The following is a 22491-nucleotide window of genomic DNA, read 5'->3' as shown; positions in this document are numbered from 1 at the left end:
CAAATGGGGGCTGCTCAAATAGGATAGTGCCGTGGGCCCAGTTGCACCGTCACCCAACGCAGCTCGGTGAACTCCTCGATACCCGCCTTGCCGCCGAAGCGCCCGTAACCGCTGGCCTTGGTGCCGCCGAAAGGCATCTGCGGCTCGTCGTGCACCGTTGGCGCATTGATATGGCAGATACCCGAGCGGATCTTCCCGGCCACCTTCATCGCCCGCGCCGTGTCGCGGCTGAACACCGCCGCCGAGAGGCCATACTCGCTGTCGTTGGCGATGCGAATCGCCTCCTCCTCGCCATCGACGCGGATCACCGCCACCACCGGCCCGAACGACTCCTCGCTGTAAAGGCGCATGGCCGGGGTCACGCCATCCACCACCGTGGCCGGCATGATCACCCCATCGGCCCGGCCGCCGGCGGCCAGGCGCGCACCGTGGCTCTCGGCATCGTCGAGCAGCGCATTGAGCTTCTGCCCCGACTCGGCGTTGATCAGGGTGCCCAGGGCGTTGCCCTCGCCGCGCGGATCGCCGACCTTGAGCGCCGCGGCGCGGGTGGCCAGCTTGTCGACGAAGGCATCGGCCACCGAGGCATCGACGATCAGCCGCTCGGTGGACATGCAGATCTGCCCCTGGTTGAAGAAGGCACCGAAGATCGCCGCATCCACCGCGGCATCCAGATCGGCGTCGTCCAGCACCAGGAACGGCGCCTTGCCGCCCAACTCCAGCAGCACCGGCTTGAGATGGTGCGCCGCCTTCTCGGCGATGATCCGCCCCACCCCGGTAGAACCGGTGAAGTTGATGCGCGTCACCTCGGGGTGGGCGATCAGCGTCTCGACGATCTGCGGGGCCTCGTGGGGCGCATTGGTGACCACGTTGACCACGCCCTCACCGAGGCCGGCCTCCACCAGCACCTCGCCGATCAGATGGTGGGTCGCCGGGCACTGCTCCGACGCCTTGAGAATCACCGTATTGCCGCACGCCAGCGGTGTGGCCACGGCGCGGGTACCGAGGATGATCGGCGCGTTCCACGGCGCGATACCCACCACCACGCCGCAGGGCACGCGGATGCCCATGGCCAGGTTGTCGGGTACGTTGGAAGGGATCACATCGCCCTGAATCTGAGTGGTCAGCGACGCTGCCTCGCGCAGCATGCCGGCAGCCACCATCACGTTGAAGCCGGCCCAGCCCGGCGTAGCGCCAGTCTCGTTCACCATGCGCTCGATGAACTCCGCCTGGCGCGCTTCCATCAGCTCCGCCGCCTTGAGCAGCTTGCCGCGCCGCTCGCCGGGGCCCGTTTGCGACCAGGTCGCGAAGGCGCGGCCCGCGGCATCCGCCGCCGCCTTGGCATCCTCCACCGAAGCCGCCGCCGCCGTGGTCGCCACCTCACCGGTGAAAGGGTTGCGACGTTCGAACGTTCCTTCTCCAGAGGCAGCCTTGGCCTGGCCGCCGATCAGCAATCCGAGGGTCGTCATGGGTCACTCCGTTGCGTTGTTTTCAGCATTGCCCGCTTCTCATTCTCCCCGAAGCCAACGGCTGCATAAGGCAATATCAGCGGGATTACTTGGACTTTTCCCGTATCGGGTTGGGACTTTAGTCGTGTATCTCGAGCGGTATCAAGGAAGGGCGCGGCTAGGCTGCCGACTAATATCGGGAGGCAGGAGACGGTCAGAAGCGATCATTCATAAGAAGCTGGTTTAACTTGGAGCTGAGCCGCCGTTTGAGAGGCACTACGCAGCTTCTGAACATTCCATGCCAGCTCATTGCTATATCTCTTCAAACTCAAGGTCAAACGAGGAGGTGCTTCTTTTTCCCTGGAAAACTTGTGCATGGGGAATATGTTCCTCTACGGCTTCTAAAATCTGCTCCCTCACCTCGTCAGTCATACGGCATCCGAGATACACGGCTCCGAATACGCTCGGATTCTCTTTAAGGAGCGTATAGCCATCGCCCGGTGGCTCGTGAAGTAGCGGCATGTGAACACGCCATTCTTTTTCGTACGCCCAGTCGGTGTGCTTTGTAAAGGCCACATCCCAACTCAGAGCAGCCAAATCAATTGGATCCTCACCCGTCAGGTGCCGGACGTACTGATCGAGGGAAGGGAACATTGGGAATTCCCTTGAGTAGTCGACTCTCCGTGCCGCCAAGAGGGTATTGTCCAACTCATCGATACAGCGGAGCTTAAGGACAAGGCCTCGGTGTTCCTCTGCGTAGTGCGACCACATCACGACATTGTCGTTTGTCTCGCTGACGCAGAGCACCCGAGAGTGCGTAAGATGTTCTTGTATAGCGGCATGCAGCCTCTCAATATTTTGCGGGAAGTTGTACGCTATCTCTTGTGTAGCCTCCCAAAGCTCTTTCATAATCGCTTCTTCGGGAAGTCTGCCTGCGATGCCCTGTAGACCGAGAGCGAGTTGAGTAAGTAAAGTAGGCTCTTTGAAATCGGTTTTCCCCCGAAAGACAATCTGCTCTATCTCCCGGAACAAAGCTTGTCCGATTTCGGGACCACTGAACCCGAAGGTGAAGCCAATCTGATGGTCAAACGGATCATTGAACTTTAGGGGGGTACTCCACCGAAGAGAGTGGTTCGATATCACCTTTAAAGCCGTCTCGACCGACATGTATTTGTAGAAGTGATGCTTATCATGGGCCCGGATCACTCTCTCCCCCTAGTATAATAAGAAGCTTCGCGGTAATTTTAGCACCTCGAAGAAGTGGAACATTTTCCAGCAGCAGCGTCTGACTATCTGAAGTGTGACGGTATTTACCTGACAGTCGGCCACTGAAAAGCAACGTGGAAATTTTACAGCGCACACCAATGGAAATACCTAGAAAGGTATTTCAAAAACCTCAAACTTAGACTTTCCTTCATATTTATAATACTTCCTTAACGCCTCAGACAGCTCCTCTCTAGCCTCTTTACCTTCATTCATAGTAGCCACTTCGCTTTCGTGTAAATCTACTTGAAACTCTATTGTGCTTTCTTGTTTATTCCAATGCATATGTCCTTCTTTCAACAATTTATTCACTTTTGAAGGCTCTTCAATAAGCGAATATAACGACCACCATATATCGTCTGCCACATCATCCTTGAAAAAATTTAGCTTTTTGGCATCCCTGGTAATCTCCGAACAAAATTTTTCGTGAATTTTGCCAAAGGCCATCTTATTTGCATTATGCAAATTGTTATATTGCTGAATAATTTTCTCAAATCGATCTGCCCGAACGAAATGTACCTTAGCAAAGGTCTGCTGCTTATCCAAAATATATCCCGCCACATAAATTTCATCATCTATGGCGAAGCCTTTAGCTATATTTTTTTCAAAATCCAGACGAACAAGATCTGTTTGAGCCACTGACAGCAAATTAAATTGAAATACACAAGAATCTTTTTTGCGCAGGGGCAGGGCATTCATCTCATACGCCTGAGCCTTCATAACTGAATTTACGGAATTGAATATATTTTTATCATTCTGAGGGGATCCACTCACCTTATTCATCTCTTGAAAACCAAATATATGCCGCTCCGGCTTACCAGTTACAATATTGGCTTTCTTTTGTTTTAAAATAGAGAGGTAAAATTCTTTCCAGTCAGGCTCGTCAAGCATATAGGACAATACACGATCATTTGACCAAGCATGAACTGGAACCCACTCTATATTGGGATCACTATGATTGGACTCTTTCGACAATAGCGCCCAAGCATTTTGCTCACTTTTCTTGCAACTTAAAATTAATGCAGTATACACATAGATATCATGTACAAGATTAGCTTTGTATGCAACAATATCTATTTCCCGAACAACTTCTTGCTGATCGTCCACATAATATTTGTTATTGATTACATTCCAACCATTCTTCACAAGGATGTTAGATATGTCGAATTCTAATCTGAAACCAGTTTTTTCAATGCCTTTTTCAATTTTCTCTATATCCATAACCCCTCACCCCAGCTATTAAATTTCATCCAAGTTTAAATCTCACTTTCACTGACGAACCTCAATCGCGGCAAGCATCGCCTTAATTGACTTTTCTAGTAAGTCACGTGCTCGCGATTTCATCTTGGTCCTTCTTATACTAACGCCAAGTTCTACAGCCCTCTGGCCGCGTCGCGGCGACGAACGTGCATGCTGCCCTGCCCTTCATGTCCGCTCCGGGCCGTTACCAGCATCAGCTTTTTCCAAATTGGCAAACATAGTCTTGATTTTCCGGTGAGAAGATCCTATAGCTATCATGAAGCACGCAAATAAGCACTTAATACGCAAGGTCATATTCAACGCCACCCAAAAACACTGAATGTAGCCCACCAAACTTTACTGCAGCATTAACTTCCTGTATTGTCGGCCCTAAAAAGACCCTGTAATCCTCATTGCCTTCTGAATATATATTCCCGACAACAAACCATCTATCGATGTATTCATCAGAGTAACAGAGGTGCTCTCTGCTAAAAGGCGAAACCACCTTATCAAATATCCGATAAGAACTGGACAAAAGATTTATTGAATGATTCCCCTTAAATAACTCTAGACGAAAATACGCTCTTTTAACCGTTTTAAAACTATAGTTGGAAACCTGAACAAAGATAGGGCGAGATGGCGGGCATTGACGCGCAGACCCTTCTCTATCTATTGTTACCTTCATACCTTGTCCATAAAAAAGCAATGACGCAACCACTCCTAATACTAACAGCCCTGCACCTGCGCTTAATAAAAATATCATTTTTTTCATTCTTTTCCACATTTCCCCGATGTATCGCCTAGCTTATAAATCAAATGCTTTTTGCACACCACACACTTTAGGTTGTTAACTGCCACCTCAGCTTCATCAGCATTGACTGAGGTTTACCATTCGGCCATGAGCGGACACTGTGACTTTCCTGATGTTTAACGCCAGCCCTAGGCTGGCGCTAAGCCATGGAGCGGGTTAGCGTCAGATGGAGTGCCCTTGTTAAACGGCACTACCGCTCGCTCCTATATAGCCACTAACAAACCCTGTGAGAGCGAAAATGATGATTCCGAGTAGCACACCCACTCCGAAACCAGCCCAGCCACTTTTACTGCGGTACCGCCAGACCGCGGCCATTAGAAGGCCTGTCCACAGCATGGAGCTGTACCCTGACATCGGCTCAGGGCTACGCCCAACCAACGCCGGAATAAACATTGCGGCGTATACCCCAACTACCAATACCCCCGCAAGCAGTACCCAGACAAGGGATTTGCGATCACTTTTGTCTTGCTTCTGTTGAACGGTCTCATCATCACCAGACACTGCTCCCTCCTTTGCTGTTAACAGGTCTTAGACAGTGTGCTCGGTTATTGACTTGAACGAGCCCGCGCTTTCAACTAGATACGCCGCGCGTATCCAGCCCCCTAAGGCACTAGAATATTGAAATATTAAGTATGGCTCGGCTACATAATACCGGTCACCGTGCATGCTACATATCCCAATGAACGTGCCCGCTGACTTCCAGCATGTCAGCTTTGGGTCGTTAGCTGCCATTACCCTTCCGCTCCATTGCCAAGCCAGGGGCCAGCCTAAAGCGCACCCACCTTTTCAGATTACAAACGAACACATACAACCAGCCTAGACGCTCCCTCAGCCCCACACCAGCGACCTATGTCAACGCAATGCCAAAAAGCCAAGAGCCAGCGCAATGGCTGGCTCGCGGTGCTGACAACCGCTCCATGATCTCGCCGGGCGACTAGTTCTCTATTGCCGCGAACGCTGCGGCGATGGTGGGCGGCGCCGTGGGTCGGGCGTACATCGCCTTCAGGTACTCTCTCAGCCGCGGGGCGGCGTCGAGCAAGTTCTCTTCGTTGGCCCAGTCCAGGGTGTAGGCGGCGTTGAAGTCGGCGACGCTGAGTCGATCACCGACGAGGTACTCGCGCTCCTGCATGTGGCGTTCGAACACCGTCAGCATCTCCCTGCACTCCTGCCTGGCCAGGTCGACGTCCTGGGGTATGCGCATCTCGTCCGGGTAGATGAAGGTATGGCGAGCAATGCGCCACAGCGGTGGCTCGATCTCGGTCATCAGGAAGAAGATCCAGCGGTACATCTGGGCGCGTTCTTCCACAGCGCTGGGGATGAAACCCGCCTGTGGATATTTCTCGGCCAGGTAGAGCTGTATCGCAGCCGATTCGGCGATGGTGGCGGTGCCGCCGGCTGGGCGAATATCACCTTCAGGTGCTTTCTCAGCTTCGGTGTTGGCGCCGACGGCGACGGAACCGAAGGCATAACATGATCTTGCGCAATCCGCACGGGCACCGCCAAACACCTTTCAGCCTGCACAGCAGCGAGGCCTTCCTGCCTCCCTTTTCGGCCGTTCTCCATCGCACGATCTACCGGTACCGTTGCCCGACCCAGGGGCGCGGGCACTTCTCGATGTCGCGGGATATATAGTGATGGTCGACGGAACATCGATCCGCAGCTCGGGACCGAGCGTGTTAACGCCACCGTGGCTTGCGTAGTAGATGCGGGCCGCCGAGGCTGCGCGTGAAGCGCCGAAAACGCAGATTACTAAGCCTGTAGCCCCAATGGCAACCTTGGTGCGCCAGTGACATTACTGTCGTCAATGTCTTACAAAAAGCAGAGAGGGTGACCTACAGCCTGCAAACTCAATGCCTGCTACCCTAACCCGCTTTCTAGGAACTAGGCGCTAATATCTCGCCGCAGGGAGGCACATTGGCCAACGCAAACGGATGGCAATTCACCCTGACCTTGCCTGGGGCCGACGACCTGGCGGTCATTGAGTTCACTCACACCGAAGCGCTGTCCCAGCCCTTCAAACTGAGCATGCGCTTCGCCAGCCGTAACGGCAGCCTCTCCGCTACCGAACTCCTCGATCGCCAGGCCAGCCTGACGATCTGGCAGAACGGCGAGGTGCTGCGCCGGGTCCATGGCGTGGTCAGCGAGTTCGCGCGCGGCGACCGCGGCCATCGACACACCCTCTACCGGGTCGAGATCCGCCCCGCGCTGTGGCGCCTTGGCCTGCGCCACAACTCGCGCATCTTCCAGGAGGTCTCGCCGCTCACCGTGCTCAACACCCTGTGCGACGAGCGCGGCCTCACGGATGTGGCCTTCGCCGCTACTCGCGAGCTGCAGACTCGAGAGTTCCTTGTGCAGTACCGGGAAACCGATCTCGCCTTCGTCGAGCGCCTGACCGCCGAAGAGGGCCTGTTCTACTTTCATGAGTTCGAGGATGCCCCGAACGGCGCCCATCGCCTGGTCTTCGCCGACGCGCCCCAAGTGCTACCCCACCTGGGTGAGCGCACCTACCACGGCCGCGCCGGCGGTACGCCACCCAAGCGCCACGTGCGCAAGCTCGAACAGTTCGCCCGAATCGCCCCGGCCTCGGTCACGCTCAAGGACTACTCGTTCAAGAACCCGGCCTATGCGCAGCTTCACGAACACGCCGCGGGTGACCTGGAAAACCACGCCCAAAGGGACGACTACGAGCACTACGACTATCCCGGGCGCTACAAGGCCGACGCCGCCGGCGATGCATTCACCCGTATTCGCCTCGAAGCGCTGCGCCAGAAGGCCAGCACCGCCGACGCCGAGAGCGACCTACCCGAACTCGCCCCGGGCGTGCGCTTTGCGCTCACCGACCACGACATCGATGAGCTTAACCGCGACTGGCAGGTCATCCAGGTCGTTCACCACGGCAAGCAGCCCCAGGCGCTGGAAGAGGATGGCTTCGTTCAGGGGGGCAATCAAACCGATCAAGGCGGCATGACCAAGTACCATAACGAACTGGTGCTGATGCCCGCCGACCAGGCCTGGCGGCCCACGCCCAACCCCAAGCCCCGCGTCGACGGCCCACAGATCGCCGTGGTGGTCGGCCCCGAGGGCGAGGAGATCTACTGCGACGAGCACGGCCGGGTCAAGGTCCAGTTCCCCTGGGATCGCTACGCCGAACCCAACGAGACGGCAAGTGCCTGGGTACGCGTGAGCCAGGGCTGGGCCGGCGGCGGCTACGGTAGCATGGCGATTCCCCGGATTGGGCATGAAACGGTCGTCTCGTTTCTGGAGGGCGATCCGGATCAGCCGCTGATCACCGGGCGGGTCTATAACGCCGTCAACACACCGCCCTACGAACTCCCGGCCCACAAGACCCGTACCGTCCTCCGCACCCAGAGTCACAAAGGCGAGGGCTTCCAGGAGCTGCGCTTCGAGGACGAAGCGGGCCAAGAGCAGATTTGGCTGCACGCCCAGAAGGATCTGGAGCTGCTGACGAATAACGACTGCACCGAAGAGATCGGCAACGACAGCTTCCTCACCGTGCACCACGACCGCATCGGCGAGATCCATGCCGACGATCACCACACCGTGCGCGGCGAGCGCCATGAGCAAACCGTCGCCAACCAGCACCTCACGGTACAGGGCACCCTGCACCTCAAGGCCGGCCAAGCCTGGCTCAGCGAATGCGGCCGCGAGCTGCACATCAAGGCCGGCCACAAGGTGGTGCTCGAAGCCGGTAGCGAAATGACGCTCAACGCCGGCGGCAGCTTCCTCAAGCTCGACGGTGGCGGCGTCACCCTGGTCGGCCCCAAGGTCAAGATCAACGCCGGAGGCAGCCCCGGCTCGGGAAGCGGCCAGGCCGTCGAGACGCCGCTGCTGCCGGGGCGGGCAATGGCTGAAGCGCATCAGCGTATTGAGGGCTTCACGCACGAGGCACGGCTTACGACGCACCTCAAGTTGCCGGAGATCTGCGAAGAGTGCTGGCGGGAAGCGTTGGCCTCGGGGCAAACAATGGTTCAGGCGGGGAAATAGCGTATGGCTGAGGTCACAACGATACCCGTCGACTGGCAACGGACCCCTTGGCCAGCGGAAGAGGCACCCAAGCGCATCGCTCTGATCGAATTGGGGCTTCTCGATCCGGCTGCGCGCACCGCACTGTTCGAGACATCAGGCATCACGGCCTGGCCTTTGCTGCAGGATGACCGGCAGCCGCATCTGGCCGCTGAAGGGCCATGCCTGTTCGAGGTGACGCTCGAGTCGATGGCCGAACTGTCAGCACAGCATGTGCTTGGTTGCGCTCTGCATGCCTGGATCGAGAGTCGCATGGCGACTCAGCGTCTGGCCAGCCAACTGGCACCCGCCATGGTGGCCTATCCGGCTGGTGAGCCACCGGCACTGTTGAGATTCTATTTGCCCCAGGTCATCCGGCAATTGCATGCCGAGACCCAAGCCGATTGGCACCACTCGCTCTTCGGTGGCATCGAGCAGTGGTGGCAGCGGGACGATAACCGAGGCTGGCAGCCGCTAGGCGTCATGCCCGAGCAAGCGCCGCAGGAATCCCCTTGGCAGCTGACCTTGTCTGCCTCGCTTTACCAGGCGCTGCAAGGCGATCCGGAGGTACGCACCGCGACTCGCGTGCTCACCCAGCAGTACCCCGAACTCTTTGCCGGCATGTGCGCCTGTGCTCGCTCGCAGCGAGTGGAAGCTGCGCTCTTGGCCGCGACCGAGGCGGGTCTGGTTCAACCCGGCGAGCGCCTGGCTTATGTTTATCGCCGCTTGCTGGCTGAAAACCAGGAGCGATAAATGCTGGTGAGATGGATCTGGAACTGGTTGTTCAACCAAATCTGGTACGGCCTGCCCAAGGGAGCGCGCTGGGGGCTGGGCGCGCTGTTTGCCGGCTATTTCGTGTGGCTGTTTTTCTTGCCCGATTTGCACCCCATGCCCACGGATACCTCTATTGAAGGGCGCAGCCATATCGACCGCCCTATCCATCGGTTTTGGGTCAATGGTCGCTGGGGGGGGGAATCTAGATCCTTATGGTGGTGGGGGAACGGTATGCTGCCAGTCTATCAGCGGCGATACCGCTGAGATGGTGTGGGTGTATGGGCGGACCGTCGAGGAGTTCGAACGTGGCGATGAGCCCGAAAGACGCCATGTGACGCTTCCCATGCCGGAGCGCATGCGGGAAGACCGCTACCTGCACGTGCACTTTCTGCCCAATCACGAGGTCAAGCTGGGCTGGAGCTCTAATCTGGTGTCGCCCTATGACCATTTGCCGAAGAGCTTAGACGTGGCCCGCTATCAGGAGCAATAAATGCTGGTGAGATGGATCTGGAACTGGCTGATCAACCAAATCTGGTACGGCCTGCCCAAGGGGGCGCGCTGGGGGCTGGGCGCGCTGTTTGTCGGTTATTTCGTGTGGCTGTTCTTTATGCCCAGCCTGCACCCCATACCCACGGATACCTCTATCGAAGGACGCAGCCATATTGATCGTCCTATTCACGACTTTTGGGTCAATGGTCGTTGGGGAGGAAATGTCGAACCCTATGGTGGTGGGGGGGTCGTCTGCTGTCAGCGTATTAGCGGCGAGACCGCCGAGTTGGTGTGGGTGTATGGGCGAACCGTCAAAGAGTTCGAACGTGGCGATGAGCCCGAAAGGCACCACGTGACACTACCCATGCCGAAACGCACGCGGGAAGACCGCTACCTACATGTTCACTTTCTGCCCAATCACGAGGTCAAGCTGGGCTGGAGCTCTAATCTGGTATCGCCCTATGACCATTTGCCGAAGAGCTTGGACGTGGCCCGCTATCAGGAGCAATAAATGCTGGTGAGATGGATCTGGAACTGGCTGTTCAACCAAATCTGGTACGGCCTGCCCAAGGGGGCACGCTGGGGGCTGGGCGCGCTGTTTGCCGGTTATTTTGTGTGGCTGTTCTTCCTGCCCGACCTGCATCCTATGCCTACGGATACCTCGATACGTGGGCATAGTCATATCGACCGCCCTGTTCATCGTTTCTGGGTCAATGATCGCTGGGGGGGAAATCTTGGTCCTTATGGAGGAGGTGGGACCGTGTGCTGTCAACGGATTAGTGGCGATATTGCCGAAGTGGAGTGGGTGTACGGGCGGACCGTCGAGGAGTTCGAACGTGGCGATGAGCCCGAAAGGCACCACGTGACACTACCCATGCCGGAGCGCACGCGGGAAGACCGCTACTTACATGTTCACTTTCTGCCCAATCACGAGGTCAAGCTGGGCTGGAGCCCCAACCTGGTATCGCCCTATGACCATTTGCCGAAGCGCTTGGACCAACTCGAGGAGGGAAGTGGCCCATGACCGAAGAGGAAATCCTGGCCAACTGCGAGGCGCTAAGCGCTATTGCCGAGGATCTAATCGCTATGGACACCATGACGTGTCATAGCATCTTGGAGGTGGGCGTTTTCTTCGATGGCATTGGGCGACACGCTGAGCGAGATGAGCCCGATGGACGGTTTAGCAACGTGGCACGTCTCTACGAAACATTCCCCGATCAGACTAGCGATCAGCCAGGTCGACGTTTCCGCAAGCTCTATCTTCCTGGCTTGGGTACACCGATGGAGAGTGAAGCGTCCGAGAGCCTGGCTGCGGTGGGGCGAATGGTGCCCGGTGAGGCACGTAGAACCATAGAGGGGCACCTGAGCGGTAGCGCCCGTCAGACCGTAGGGCGCGGACTGCTGGAAGAGAGTGGGCGTGCCTGGTGGGAGACCTCCCGGCGTACCCTGGCCCAGCAGTTCAGTTCGTTCAAGGGCTGGGTGATGGCACCGCGTGATACTCTCGCACGCCTCGGTGTCGAATCCTGGGCGCCGGTGCGTGACAGCCCCTTGATGGCGCACCTGCTGACCAGCGGTGCGGCCTCGCGGCTGACCAAGGCGATGAGCGAGTTCGAGGAGGAAATTGCACTAGCGAATTCAGCCGAAATGCCGCTGCGTACTATTCGTGTATCAGTGTTCGGCTTCGATTTCGGCGCGGCCTTGGCCAAGGCCTTTATCCGCGAGCTGCTCGACAAGAGATGCGAACGCCAGGGCAACACCTACCGCTACCAGGACGCTGAAGTGGTAGTCGCCTTTGCCGGACTGTTCGACTGCGTGCATCGCACCCACCCGGATATGGGGCCGCTGGAAGCCCTGACGCCGACCGTCACGGAGATCGACGACGGTGGCCCGCTACATCCCGCCTGCCGCCGTGCCGTGCACCTGATCGCCGCCCAGGAGCGGCGGATCACCCGCCGCTGCCGCCCGCTTGGCGGGCAGCGCGCCAACTGGCGCGAGGAGCTGCTGCCGGGCATCAGTGAAGATGTCGGTGGTGGCCTCAAGCCCGGCGAGCAGAAGGTCAGCGCCGAGCTGTCGCGCTATGCGTTGCACCGAATGTACCGTATGGCGCACCGGGCCGGTGTTCCGGTGCCCAGCCTGGAACAGCTCTACCAACGCAACCCTGATGTGGCAGCTTATTTCATGGTCGATGACGAGATCGATGGCCGTACGCTGCCTTCACTGGCGGCGGCCTACGCTGCAGCAACCCGCAAGTACCGGGAACCAAGCGCCGAGAGCTTCCTCTTCCACGCCGAGCTGTACCTATCCTGGCTGGACAAGCGCTACCTGATCTACCGCGACACCAGGGCCGCGCTGGAGGCTCGTCTCGGCGCGTTGCCGAGCCGTACGCCAAGCGGTGTGCTGGGCGTGCCTGCGGCCTCATTGACCCGGCCGGCCGAGTGGGAGGATATCGTTGCCACTGCCGAGGAGATCGAGCAGGCACTGGCGGAGCTGGAGGTCCAGTGGGGCTGGTTGAAGGAGGTCGACCGGGAGGCTCGGAACATCAGTGCCCAGCATCGGACAGGGAACAATGAGATTGGCGGCTATGCTCGGCGACACTTGGCAACGGAAGGCAATCTCGCCGAGCTGTGGATGGCCCGGGTTGGCAGCGAGTCGGCGCGAAACGAGCTCGAGGAGACCTTCACGCGAAATAGTGATGTCGCATACCTGTTCCGCTATGGAATTCATGACCGCCATGCCGACGACCAGGAACTGCAATTCCAGGCCGGGGGCGCGAATGCCAGCGTGGGTAGCCGGCATTACCGCTTCTTCGCCTGGCGCGGCGTGGACATGCCTGGCGAGGAGCCACCGGAGCGCCCCGCTCAGCATCCTAGGGAGAGAATGGAGCGCTGGACCATGCGTTGAGCAAAAGCTAGCCCCCAGGCCCCGCCTGGGAGCTGAACTGGCATGCCGGCGAGGTCGACGAGAGACACGCCCTGATCCCAGCGGCGAGGGTCCGATCCATGAGTCTGTCCCTTCAGTCTCAATGTTGACGCCGACGGAGCCGAAGGCACGACAAGGCCTTGCGCAATCCGCGCCTGGCACCGCCAAACAGTTTGGCAAAAAAAGCGGCGCGCAGCCGGGCATTGCGCCGCTCGATGTCACGCATTTTTGGGTCGGGGTTATGGAAGGCCATCAGTCGTCTCGCCCGCTGTCGTTCTGCCAGCGTAGCAAAATTGGGGATCATCACCCGGCCCGGCACATGCTATACGTGTATTGACTGATTAAGGCGGCAATCGGCCAGTAGCTGCCACTTGATTGCCTCTGCGAAATCTTGGGCGATACAACTGGCGTTTTGGTACCTGGCTAGGTGAGTGCGACTTTACCGTCCTGCATCGCTCAATCGGCACGACTGACGCCAGGCCATAAGCGAGCTAGGCCAATCCCCGCTGCGACTGCTCAGGCCTGCGAAGGCAAAGATGCGCCGTAGGCCAGCAAAGAATCGGGGACAGGCCACGATTCATTTCAACCGTGGCTTCCCCAGTTGACACAGGCCGGCCTTTACACCACTGCAGCCGCCACCGCCCTGGAACGCCAGGCAAACCCCAGCACCATCAGCAGCCCCAACCCCGCCATCGCCGCACCGGCCAGGGAAATCGCCGGGTAGCCCAGGCCGACGTTGATCACCGCACCACCCAGCGCCGCGCCAATCGCATTGCCCAGGTTGAAGGCGCCGATGTTTACAGCCGAGGCCAAGTTGGGCGCGTCCTTGGCGGCTTCCATCACCCGCATCTGCAGCGGCGGCACAATGGCGAAGCTGGCGATACCCCAAATCAGAATGGATGCAGCAGCCGGTAGCGGCCAGCGCATCAGTACCGTGAACGCCAGCAAGACCAAGATCAGCGCACTCAGCGAGACGATCAGGGTGCGGTCGACGGAGCGATCTGCCGCCTTGCCACCCCATATATTGCCCAGCGTCAGGCCGATGCCGTACAGCACCAGCATGGCGGTGATAAAGGTGGTGGACGCCTGGGTTTCGCTGCTGAGGATCGGCGCGATATAGGTGAATACGGTGAACATCGCGCTGGAACCGATCACGGTCAGGGCCAGAGCCGACAGCACCGGTCCCCGGAGCAGCACTCGGATTTCAGCCAGTACGCCGTCGCTTTTCCGCAGCGCCACGTTGGGCAGGGCGAACCACAAGGCGGCCATGGCCAGTACGCCCAAGCCGGTAATGCCCCAAAACGCGGTGCGCCAGCCAAACACTTCACCGAACCAGGCCGCCAGCGGCACGCCGCCGATGGTCGCCAGGGTCAGTCCCATGAACATGGCCGCCACCGCGCCGGCACGTTTGTCCGGCGCGACCACGCTGGCGGCAACGATGGAGCCGACGCCGAAGAAGGCACCGTGGTTCAGCGAGGTCACCACCCGGGCAATCAGCAGACTGTAGTAATCGGTGGCCAGGGCCGACATCAGGTTGCCCAGGGTGAAGATGGCCATCAGCCCGATCAGCAGGTAGCGCCGGGGTATCCTGCCGGTGGTCAGGGTCATCAGTGGCGCGCCGAGCAACACGCCCAGCGCATAGGCGCTGACCAGCAGGCCGGCAGCAGGAATGGAGACGCCGAGATCGAGCGCGATGCCCGGCAACATGCCCATGGGGGCGAACTCGGTAACGCCGATGCCGAAGGCACCGATGGCGAGTGCAACAAGGGGTGGATTGATACGCATGGAAGGCTCCTCATCTATGCCGCGAATGCTAAGATCCAAATCTTGGCGGCGGTAGATGGCTTTTCTGGCAAACACCTTTGCTTACGGAGCACAAATGGACTTCAACGGCAGGTCAGGTGAAATGGTCGTGTTCGCCAGCGTGGCGGAGGAAGGCAGCCTGTCCGCTGCGGCGAGAGCACTAGGGCTGACACCCTCGGCGGTCAGCCGGATCATCTCCCGTACCGAACAACGCCTCGGTACCCGCTTGCTGCTGCGCACCACCCGCGCGATCACCTTTACCGCCGAGGGCGAGGCGTATCTACGTGGTGCCCGGCGCATCCTTGCCGATATGGCCGAGGTCGAAGAAGCGATCGCCGACCAGGGCGTGCCACGGGGTCGCTTGCGTGTGAGTGCTGCGCTCGGCCACGGGCGGCTGGCCATCGTGCCGTTGGTGACCGCATTCAGTGCGCGTTACCCGAACATCACTGTCGACCTCACTCTGGGCGACGAAGTAGTCGATATTCTCGGCGGCCAGGCCGACGTAGCCGTGCGCTTTGGCCATCTGCCCGACAGCCCACTGACCGCTCGCCGCATAGGCGATACCGGCCAGGTGGTGGTGGCCTCCCCAGACTATCTCCAGCGCCACGGTACGCCGCAGCAACCGGAAGACCTGCTGCAACACAACTGCCTGCGCTTCAACTTCCGACGTGCTGAACCCAACTGGCCGTTCATCCGCGATGACCAGGCATTCTCCCTCAAGGTATGCGGCAATATCGAATGCAGCAGCGGTGAGGCGCTGGCGCAATTCGCACGGGTGGGCGCCGGCATCGCGCGCATCGGCGAATTCAGCGTGGCCGAGGATTTGCAGCGCGGCGACCTGGTACCGCTGCTGGAAGCCTTTAATCCCGGTGATAGGGAACCCATTCATGCGGTGTTCGTGGGTGGCTCGGCGATGCCGGCGCGGGTGCGATTGTTCGTGGACTTCCTGCTAGAGAATCACCGCATGTAAACAGGCGATAGCTCCGAGGGTGAGTGATGGCTTTCGGCCAGGAGCGCTCTTTTAGTGGACGCTTATATAAACACGCCATTCAGCGGACGCAGCTTTTTACGTTCTGCTGAATGAGCTGGTTAGCATACAGGTGCATGATCATTGATCTGCTTTTCTGGAACCACTCAAATATTAACTACAGTATATCTTTTTGCTACATATCTTAGCCACCTGTCGCATCGCAGCCAGATGGCATGAGTTTCCGTTGTGCAACCGAAAAAGGACCAGTCGCTTAGTAATATATGCAACTCTTGCCTCTTTACGGCAAGGTCTATTTTAGCCAGGAAAAGCTCCCGTGTGCTTCTCAATAATTTCAATATCATTCTCGGAAAGCGTTTCAATATACCCCCTGTCAACAACCACATTTTTTAGGCCAAATTTTGCACAAATCCGTGCAAGCTCCGACTTTCTATCACGCTTTGTAACATCACCAAAAACAGACAGCACGGCCTCACACAGAGTCCTTTTTTCATCGTCAGATTCAAATAAATCAGATCCAGCGGTCTCGATAGACCTAACGAGATTGTCGGCCATAATGTCTCGCCCCTCTTGAACTGAAAGCGTTTCGCGGAGTATTTGCAAAAATGCATCGCCAGAAAGATTCTCCACGTTCACCAACATATTATTATACAAGCGGGATGCCTGCTCGTCCGTTATGTCGGTATCGATAATTGTGTCAACCAAGACAGTCGGCCAGTTTTTTATAATTGCGGAGACCCACATCGCCATAATTGAATCGGGAACCCCGTCCGAAGCTTCAGCCGGTTGTCCGAGGAGCGTAGTTGTTGCCGACTTAATTTCAGATTCGTCGGCGCAGGAAACCTCATGCTCCAAGACAGTGACCAAACTGATTGAATCATGATTCTCTTCAGAATTCGCCATCTGAATGAACTGCTGGACAAGATTTGCCAACTGATCTGACGTCCGTGTCGCGTCCGGGTACTTCTGTGCAATTTCCTCAGAAGCGGCAGGGTCATATGCCCATAACTGATAGGCACTGGCAACAAGTCGGTCTGGATTTTCTGGTTGCGCCAAACGAGCACGACGGTGCAGATCGTCTAAGCTATAGAGCAAGGCTGCCGCCTCGTTTGTTTGGCCGAGCCTATCGAGAGTATCGATGCCAGCGTTGAAGAGTTTCTGAGCCTGGAAATCCACTCCCCCTTCTGCAGCTGGGATTGGCCATGATCCCGAGAGCTTGTTATACACGCCCGCCAAGATACTGGGGTGCGCCTGGAGTTGTGCCAACGCATTGAGCAGTTTCGTCACTTTCTCATTGGAGAGTTTAGAAAGGTTTTCGCTGACTGCCTCTATTTTGGATACGATAAAATCTCCAGACTTTTGGGAAATTTGACTTACGAGTTCGTCAATGTATTGATTGATCTGCTCAATGAATGGGCTTTCCAACAAAGTTTGGGCATTTAGCGTGAAAAGGAGGCGCGACATTGCTTTTATTTGGTGCTCGGTTAGCTCATTGCTGCCTCGGAGCGAGGAAATCGAGGAAGCCACCTGAGTGCGCAAACTATCGGGTGCATCGTCTTCGGTTACCGCGGCTAGGAGCGCAAGTTGGCAAGGCTCCTGTAGATCACTGAATAGCTGCTTAGCCCAGGCTTGACTCAGATTGCCCGCCTGTTCGGAATCCACCTCTGCAATCACTGAATAAAGTCGAGCTGCGCTGTCAGAACGCTCTGCTGACTCTGACCATTTCTGAGCCAGTCGGGCCATGTGCTCGACGCCGGTGGCACTGAACGATTCACAAGCCTCCGCAACTTCGACAATTGTGCTTCGAAGGGCTTTCTCATCCGTCAGTGGCCAAGTGCCGGCGTCGCTTTCGTGCTGATCGAAGCGAGCAGCAAGGGCTTCAAAAACCTTCTGTGTCGAGGCCTCATCAGCGTCAACGTACCACTGTGCAAACGCGGTAAAAGCCACCTCTGCCAAGGAAGGTTCCCGGAGGGCAGCAAAGTTGGCAAGGTAATCCCATAGTGCCGCGCGGCTTTCGGCCCCCTGCTCGAAAAGCCGTGTAAACACAGTGTCCACGCGATCTCTAATGACGGGCAAGTCCAGGTTTTCTGGCTCTTCTTTTTTGAACTCTTCTTGAACGAGAAAGGGGTACCTGTCCTCAATTAGTGGCAAAAGGACATCCCCGCGATAGGATAGTTGCTCTTCGAGCCAGGACAGAGGAAGTTGATCGGATTGACCTTGAACCTTTAAGGTCCGGTGAAGCAGCCATTGACCAAATTTTTGTTGGGCCTGAGGCGGCAGGTCAACTTGTTTCATCAGTTCCAAAACAAGCATAGCGGCGGCGTCCGTTAGCTCTCGCAATTCTCGCAAGCTGGGGCGTTGCAGGGTAGGCAAGAGGGCCTTACTAGTTTCCGCAGCAATGTCTTCGACGAGAGAGCGACCAAGGGCGCGGAGTTCCTCATTGTCACCATATGCCCTGATTTCAAAGAGCTTGGTGGGTCCGACGCGCCAACGTAGAGAATCACTGTGTCCTGAACGTCGAACGACGAATCCGAGGATACGGCGCCTTTCATTCTCTGGGATTCGCTGACTTATCTCAGCGACTGTGAAGGCGGCGTTGTCCTGAATTGTAAACGTTTCGGCGCGTAGATCGTCAATCAGGTCGGCCACCAAAGCACCGATTTCTGCTGACAAGGGATTCGTGCTGCCGGTAAGTCCGGTAGCGTCTAACAATGCAGTAATGTCCGTTGTTCTCAGGGCTTCCTCAATCGGAACCGCCTTGTCGCCATGCTTCCGAGAAACAGGATCCTGCGACAATGCCAAGAAGGGCTGCAAACTATACGGACGGCGCACATCCTGTATGTGAGACATAAATTGCCGCAGTCCACGGTGTTGAGTCTTTACCACCCAGCGACCCTCTACAGTAGCATCGACAGAAAAAGCAGCCAATTCTTCACGCACCTCAGCCGGTAACTCCTCTATAGGTTCTGGGCGAATGAACCTATCGATAAAATAATCGAAGATACGTGGGTTGCGCTGTAGAGCCTGATATAGGTCAGGAAAGTCGCTTCTTATCGCACAGATGATCCCGACAGTTAGAGGGTGATCCGTAATGACTTTTTCACCTAGGCCACCTGGGCTGTTCGACCCGATGCCTCCGTGCTCTCGTATAGCGCCAAGCCACCAACTTTGGGCGAACAGATTGACGATTTGAATAGCGTTTCGAGGACTTTGTACTCCAGGATGAATCATTCTGTCGACGAGTTCCTGAATATCTACCTTTCGGTTTTTTAGGTCTGTTTGAAGAGCTGAGAACTCCGATTTTATGAGGCCAAAGGCGAAACTACGCATATCTCGCTTTGGAAAGGGCGGGATTTCAAGCCGAAACTGGAAGATTCGATCGAGATAACGGCGTGCGTCCTGAATTGTGGAAACCGCGGCTGGAAGCTCCGCGGATGGCCGCCGTTTACTCAATGCATCAGCAACCCTTTCCTCATCGCACGAGATGACAAAGACGATACCAATATCATGAGGCACTTGATGTGATGCGATCTCTATAAGGCTTCGGATGCCATCGAGTCCACTCACCATTTCATCGGCAGTCAGCCGATCAAGATCGTCAATAAAGACAACGATCCGTCGGACCTTTTTGCCGTGAGTATCACGAACACGGCCACTCTTGAACTTCTGAAGCTGCGCTTGAAAGATATTCTCGAACTCCTCAATTGTCTGACTTGGATTCGATGTGACTTGAATTGGTATGCGTGCCGATAAAATCGGCAAATTGGTAAAAAACTTGTACGCAAGCAATCCAACCAAACCAGCGGAACTGAATATACTTACTGATTTAGAAATGGGATCATCGAAACCAAAAACCCACCCCATCAATGTAACGAGTACAAAAAATAAAAAACCGAACCCAGCAACAACCAGAAGTCCCACTGCGTAATGGTCGATAAATTCGGCCCAGAGCTCATTTAGTGGCTTTCTCCGAGATTCTGTTGACACGATGGTTTTTAGTAGCTGTTTATCAGCCTCTTCGTGAGTGCCACCAATCTCCAGAAATATATGGCGGAAGAGCGATTTTCGGATATCGCTTTCACCGCCATACTTCCAAGCGTTGAAGGTGATTGGGTATATACGATCACGGCGCGGTACGCCATCGACGCTCCTCGTTTCATCATCTTGTAGGTCGCTTAGGTAAAGCCTTTTAACGGTTGATTTTCCAGTGCCCCATTTGCCGAGAAGGCCGATCGAGTATGGCGGTCGGTGTTTATTATCTTCGAGAAGCCCTTTCAATGCCTTTGCGAGATGAACATGGCCAAATTTATCACCATCTGCCGAGGAAACTTCTCTGTCGAGATAGGCAGGCATTTGTTCTTTATGAAGCTCGGATTTATGCATGGAGTACCCCTTTTGCTCCCATGAAAATAGAGATATTTTTTCTTTTTAGGTTCGAACACTTTCTTATATTATTGGGGGCGGACCACGACACCTTATTTATTTTCATATTTAATTTCCAAAAATGCATCATTAATCCATATATTAAGTAAAAATTATCTTACCGCATCACTATTTGTGTAAAGGCATGTAAAGCACACTTTCAAGTGCAGCCATAATATGATCGGAGATAAGAGACCCAACAATAGCATAAACAATCTTCATCAAAGCTTACTTGCTTGCGAATACTAGGTATTAGATAGCGTGATCAATAATCTACTCGAACGCGCATACTGCCTTTTCCAGCATGACCGCTTTGGGTCGTTAGCTGCCATTAGCTTTTATTCAGCCCAGAGCAACCGCCACCATTTCAGCTTACAAACGAACACATACAATCAGCCTAGACGGTTGCTCAGCCCCACACCAGCCACCTACGTCAACGCAATGCCAAAAAGCCGAAAGCCAGCGCAATGGCTGGCTCTCTCGGTACAACAGCTCAACAACCTCCGGGCGACCTAACTCTCCATTGCCGCGAACGCTACGGCGATGGAGGGCGGCGCCGTGGGGCGGGCGTACATCGTTTTCAGGAACTCCCTCAGCCGCGGGGCGGCGTCGAGCAAGTTCTCTTCGTTGGCCCAGTCCAAGGTGTAGGCGGCGTTGAAGTCGGCGACGCTGAGCCGGTCGCCGACGAGGTACTCGTGCTCCTGCATGTGCCGCTCCAGCACCGCCAGCATCTCCCTGCACTCCTGCCTGGCCAGGTCGACGTCCTGAGGTATGCGCATCTCGTCCGAGTAGAGGAAGGTGTGGCGGGCAATGCGCCACAGCGGTGGCTCGATCTCGGTCATCAGGAAGAAGATCCAACGGTACATCTGGGCGCGTTCTTCCACAGCGCTGGGGATGAAACCCGCCTGTGGATATTTCTCGGCCAGGTAGAGCTGTATCGCAGCCGACTCGGTGATGATCTGGTCGCCGTCGACCAGCACCGGAACCTTGGCGGCAGGGTTGAGCGCAAGGAAATCTGGCTTGAGGTGCTCACCTTGCATGAGATACACCGGGACCTGTTCATACTCCAGGCCCAGTTCGTTGAGCATCCAGATCACGCGCAGGGTACGGGTCGGGGGCGTTCCGTAGAGTTTCATCATGTTCCGGCTCCATCGATTGGCTGGCATCTGCCGTTTCGCCTGTTTCCGGAACTCATCGAACGGGGTCGCGCGCTATCGACACTCCATAACGAGAAGAGCCAGCGCAGGCGCTGGCTCTTCTCGTCGTATCTGATTACCGGGCCGACTCGGCCAGGCACTACTACCCGTTAGAGGTAGTAGTTGTTGCGCAGACGAGGCGCATGCTGGCGGTAGGCAGCTTCGCTCATCCGCTCGAGCAGACGGTACGCGGCAGAGCCGATGCGCTTGATCAGGGGAGCGCTGGTTTGGGTGGCGACTGCGGTGTGGGAAAGCGTCTGGGTGGTCATGGCTGGGTATCTCGGTTACTTCATGAGGATGCTAACAGAATACCCGAAATTTAGACTTTGGTCTAACTTATTCGCCTTTAGTCGCATGACCTGCGTCATGCCAATGGCCAAAAAAACCGAGAGCCGGCACGTGTGCCGGCTCTCGGTGTCTTGCGGCCCTCTTGGGGCGGATTCGCTGCGGTGATGGAGAATCAGAAATCGAAGAACACCGTCTCGCCTTCGCCCTGCAGCCTGATGTCGAGGCGGTAGCGCACCTTGCCGTCGGCTTCTTCGCGCTTGGCGATGAGGGTCTGGCGGCGGGTCGGCGATTCGATGCGCGAGAGCACCGGGCAGGCGGCGTTGGCCTCGGCTTCGTCCTCGAAGTAGAGGCGGGTCTGCAGCTGGATGTTGATGCCGCGGGCGAAGATCGCCAGGTTGATGTGCGGCGCCATGAGCTGGCCGTTGGGGTGGGCCACCGGGCCGGGCTTGACGGTCTTCAGCGACCATTCGCTGCCGTGGTCGAAGGTGGTGGCGGTGCGCCCGAAGCTGTTGAACGGCTTCTTGAGGTCGAACTCGGGCTGGTAGACGCCGTTGGCGTCGGCCTGCCAGGCTTCGAGGAAAGCGTCGCGTACCAGGTCGCCGTTGCCGTCGATCACGGTGCCAACGACTTCGATCAGCTCGCCCTCGGCGCCGGGCTTGGCCATCTCGTTCCAGATCTCTTCGTCGCGGGTCGGGTTGCCCGCGGCGGCCAGGGCCAGGCCGATGTGTACGTAGGGCCCGGCGGTCTGGGAGGCGGTCTCGCGCAGCATCAGCTCGCTGGTGGGGACGCTGTTTGGCTGTTTCATGTGATTTCCCTCACTGATTCTCGAAC

At 56.8% G+C, this 22491-nt stretch carries 18 protein-coding genes; 8 read left to right on the top strand and 10 right to left on the bottom strand.

Going from position 1 to position 22491, the window contains the following annotated elements; translation table 11 throughout:
- Nucleotides 1–14 precede the first annotated feature (14 nt).
- The 5 genes from HOP53_RS20185 to HOP53_RS21690 all read right to left on the bottom strand — a co-directional run bounded on the left by HOP53_RS20185 (nt 15) and on the right by HOP53_RS21690 (nt 6265).
- Nucleotides 15–1466 (bottom strand): aldehyde dehydrogenase, encoded by a 1452-nt coding sequence (locus tag HOP53_RS20185; RefSeq protein WP_234271662.1) that lies wholly within the window; start codon nt 1464–1466, stop codon nt 15–17.
- A 291-nt stretch (nt 1467–1757) separates the two neighbouring features.
- A complete protein-coding gene (locus tag HOP53_RS21695) occupies nt 1758–2651 on the bottom strand; it encodes a DUF2971 domain-containing protein (RefSeq protein WP_234271661.1) in 894 nt (297 codons plus the stop codon).
- Between the two features lie 168 nt (nt 2652–2819).
- Nucleotides 2820–3929: a hypothetical protein gene (locus HOP53_RS20175; RefSeq protein ID WP_234271660.1), complete on the bottom strand. Its 1110-nt coding sequence runs from the start codon at nt 3927–3929 to the stop codon at nt 2820–2822.
- 316 nt (nt 3930–4245) lie between these two features.
- Nucleotides 4246–4719, bottom strand: coding sequence for a hypothetical protein (locus tag HOP53_RS20170; protein ID WP_234271659.1), 474 nt, complete (start codon nt 4717–4719; stop codon nt 4246–4248).
- A 973-nt stretch (nt 4720–5692) separates the two neighbouring features.
- Nucleotides 5693–6265, bottom strand: coding sequence for a glutathione S-transferase family protein (locus HOP53_RS21690; RefSeq protein ID WP_234271658.1), 573 nt, complete (start codon nt 6263–6265; stop codon nt 5693–5695).
- Between the two features lie 407 nt (nt 6266–6672).
- On the opposite strand from HOP53_RS21690, the gene HOP53_RS20160 reads away from it, so the two are divergent.
- From HOP53_RS20160 to HOP53_RS20130, 7 genes are all read left to right on the top strand, one after another.
- The gene (locus HOP53_RS20160; RefSeq protein ID WP_234271657.1) at nt 6673–8763 is read left to right on the top strand and encodes a type VI secretion system Vgr family protein; all 2091 of its coding nucleotides are present in this window, start codon (nt 6673–6675) and stop codon (nt 8761–8763) included.
- Nucleotides 8764–8766: 3 nt separating this feature from the next.
- A complete protein-coding gene (locus HOP53_RS20155; RefSeq protein ID WP_234271656.1) occupies nt 8767–9534 on the top strand; it encodes a DUF4123 domain-containing protein in 768 nt (255 codons plus the stop codon).
- Entirely contained in the window at nt 9535–9819 is a 285-nt protein-coding gene (locus tag HOP53_RS20150; protein ID WP_234271655.1) for a hypothetical protein, read from the top strand.
- 1 nt (nt 9820) lies between these two features.
- A complete protein-coding gene (locus HOP53_RS20145; RefSeq protein ID WP_234271654.1) occupies nt 9821–10045 on the top strand; it encodes a hypothetical protein in 225 nt (74 codons plus the stop codon).
- The gene (locus tag HOP53_RS20140) at nt 10046–10555 is read left to right on the top strand and encodes a DUF3304 domain-containing protein (protein WP_234271653.1); all 510 of its coding nucleotides are present in this window, start codon (nt 10046–10048) and stop codon (nt 10553–10555) included.
- Entirely contained in the window at nt 10556–11068 is a 513-nt protein-coding gene (locus HOP53_RS20135; RefSeq protein WP_234271652.1) for a DUF3304 domain-containing protein, read from the top strand. It begins immediately after the preceding gene.
- Between the two features lie 257 nt (nt 11069–11325).
- Nucleotides 11326–12945, top strand: a complete 1620-nt coding sequence (locus HOP53_RS20130; protein ID WP_338073312.1) for a phospholipase effector Tle1 domain-containing protein — start codon at nt 11326–11328, stop codon at nt 12943–12945.
- Between the two features lie 636 nt (nt 12946–13581).
- Here HOP53_RS20130 and HOP53_RS20125 read toward each other — a convergent pair.
- A complete protein-coding gene (locus tag HOP53_RS20125; protein ID WP_234271651.1) occupies nt 13582–14748 on the bottom strand; it encodes an MFS transporter in 1167 nt (388 codons plus the stop codon).
- Nucleotides 14749–14842: 94 nt separating this feature from the next.
- On the opposite strand from HOP53_RS20125, the gene HOP53_RS20120 reads away from it, so the two are divergent.
- The gene (locus HOP53_RS20120) at nt 14843–15736 is read left to right on the top strand and encodes a LysR family transcriptional regulator (protein ID WP_234271650.1); all 894 of its coding nucleotides are present in this window, start codon (nt 14843–14845) and stop codon (nt 15734–15736) included.
- A gap of 315 nt (nt 15737–16051) precedes the next feature.
- Here HOP53_RS20120 and HOP53_RS20115 read toward each other — a convergent pair whose 3' ends face one another.
- From HOP53_RS20115 to pcaG, 4 genes are all read right to left on the bottom strand, one after another.
- Nucleotides 16052–20137 carry a KAP family P-loop NTPase fold protein gene (locus HOP53_RS20115; RefSeq protein ID WP_234271649.1) on the bottom strand — a complete coding sequence of 1362 codons (4086 nt, stop codon included), beginning with the start codon at nt 20135–20137 and terminating at the stop codon, nt 16052–16054.
- 551 nt (nt 20138–20688) lie between these two features.
- Nucleotides 20689–21315: a glutathione S-transferase family protein gene (locus HOP53_RS20110; RefSeq protein ID WP_234271648.1), complete on the bottom strand. Its 627-nt coding sequence runs from the start codon at nt 21313–21315 to the stop codon at nt 20689–20691.
- Between the two features lie 167 nt (nt 21316–21482).
- A complete protein-coding gene (locus tag HOP53_RS20105; protein ID WP_158409647.1) occupies nt 21483–21641 on the bottom strand; it encodes a hypothetical protein in 159 nt (52 codons plus the stop codon).
- Between the two features lie 191 nt (nt 21642–21832).
- Entirely contained in the window at nt 21833–22465 is a 633-nt protein-coding gene (gene pcaG / locus HOP53_RS20100) for a protocatechuate 3,4-dioxygenase subunit alpha (protein ID WP_219793476.1), read from the bottom strand.
- Nucleotides 22466–22491: the final 26 nt, after the last annotated feature.

The sequence above is a fragment of the Billgrantia ethanolica genome (assembly GCF_021404305.1).
Lineage (GTDB): Bacteria > Pseudomonadota > Gammaproteobacteria > Pseudomonadales > Halomonadaceae > Halomonas > Halomonas ethanolica.
This window is presented reverse-complemented; position numbering and strand designations above follow the sequence as displayed.

Bases quoted from the DNA above. Each gene is read 5' to 3' on its own strand.
- HOP53_RS20185 (WP_234271662.1), bottom strand. From the start codon at position 1,466: ATGACGACCCTCGGATTGCTGATCGGCGGCCAGGCCAAGGCTGCCTCT.
- HOP53_RS20175 (WP_234271660.1), bottom strand. From the start codon at position 3,929: ATGGATATAGAGAAAATTGAAAAAGGCATTGAAAAAACTGGTTTCAGA.
- HOP53_RS20170 (WP_234271659.1), bottom strand. From the start codon at position 4,719: ATGAAAAAAATGATATTTTTATTAAGCGCAGGTGCAGGGCTGTTAGTA.
- HOP53_RS20155 (WP_234271656.1), top strand. From the start codon at position 8,767: ATGGCTGAGGTCACAACGATACCCGTCGACTGGCAACGGACCCCTTGG.
- HOP53_RS20150 (WP_234271655.1), top strand. From the start codon at position 9,535: ATGCTGGTGAGATGGATCTGGAACTGGTTGTTCAACCAAATCTGGTAC.
- HOP53_RS20145 (WP_234271654.1), top strand. From the start codon at position 9,821: ATGGTGTGGGTGTATGGGCGGACCGTCGAGGAGTTCGAACGTGGCGAT.
- HOP53_RS20140 (WP_234271653.1), top strand. From the start codon at position 10,046: ATGCTGGTGAGATGGATCTGGAACTGGCTGATCAACCAAATCTGGTAC.
- HOP53_RS20135 (WP_234271652.1), top strand. From the start codon at position 10,556: ATGCTGGTGAGATGGATCTGGAACTGGCTGTTCAACCAAATCTGGTAC.
- HOP53_RS20130 (WP_338073312.1), top strand. From the start codon at position 11,326: ATGGAGAGTGAAGCGTCCGAGAGCCTGGCTGCGGTGGGGCGAATGGTG.
- HOP53_RS20125 (WP_234271651.1), bottom strand. From the start codon at position 14,748: ATGCGTATCAATCCACCCCTTGTTGCACTCGCCATCGGTGCCTTCGGC.
- HOP53_RS20120 (WP_234271650.1), top strand. From the start codon at position 14,843: ATGGACTTCAACGGCAGGTCAGGTGAAATGGTCGTGTTCGCCAGCGTG.
- HOP53_RS20115 (WP_234271649.1), bottom strand. From the start codon at position 20,137: ATGCATAAATCCGAGCTTCATAAAGAACAAATGCCTGCCTATCTCGAC.
- HOP53_RS20110 (WP_234271648.1), bottom strand. From the start codon at position 21,315: ATGATGAAACTCTACGGAACGCCCCCGACCCGTACCCTGCGCGTGATC.
- HOP53_RS20105 (WP_158409647.1), bottom strand. From the start codon at position 21,641: ATGACCACCCAGACGCTTTCCCACACCGCAGTCGCCACCCAAACCAGC.
- pcaG (WP_219793476.1), bottom strand. From the start codon at position 22,465: ATGAAACAGCCAAACAGCGTCCCCACCAGCGAGCTGATGCTGCGCGAG.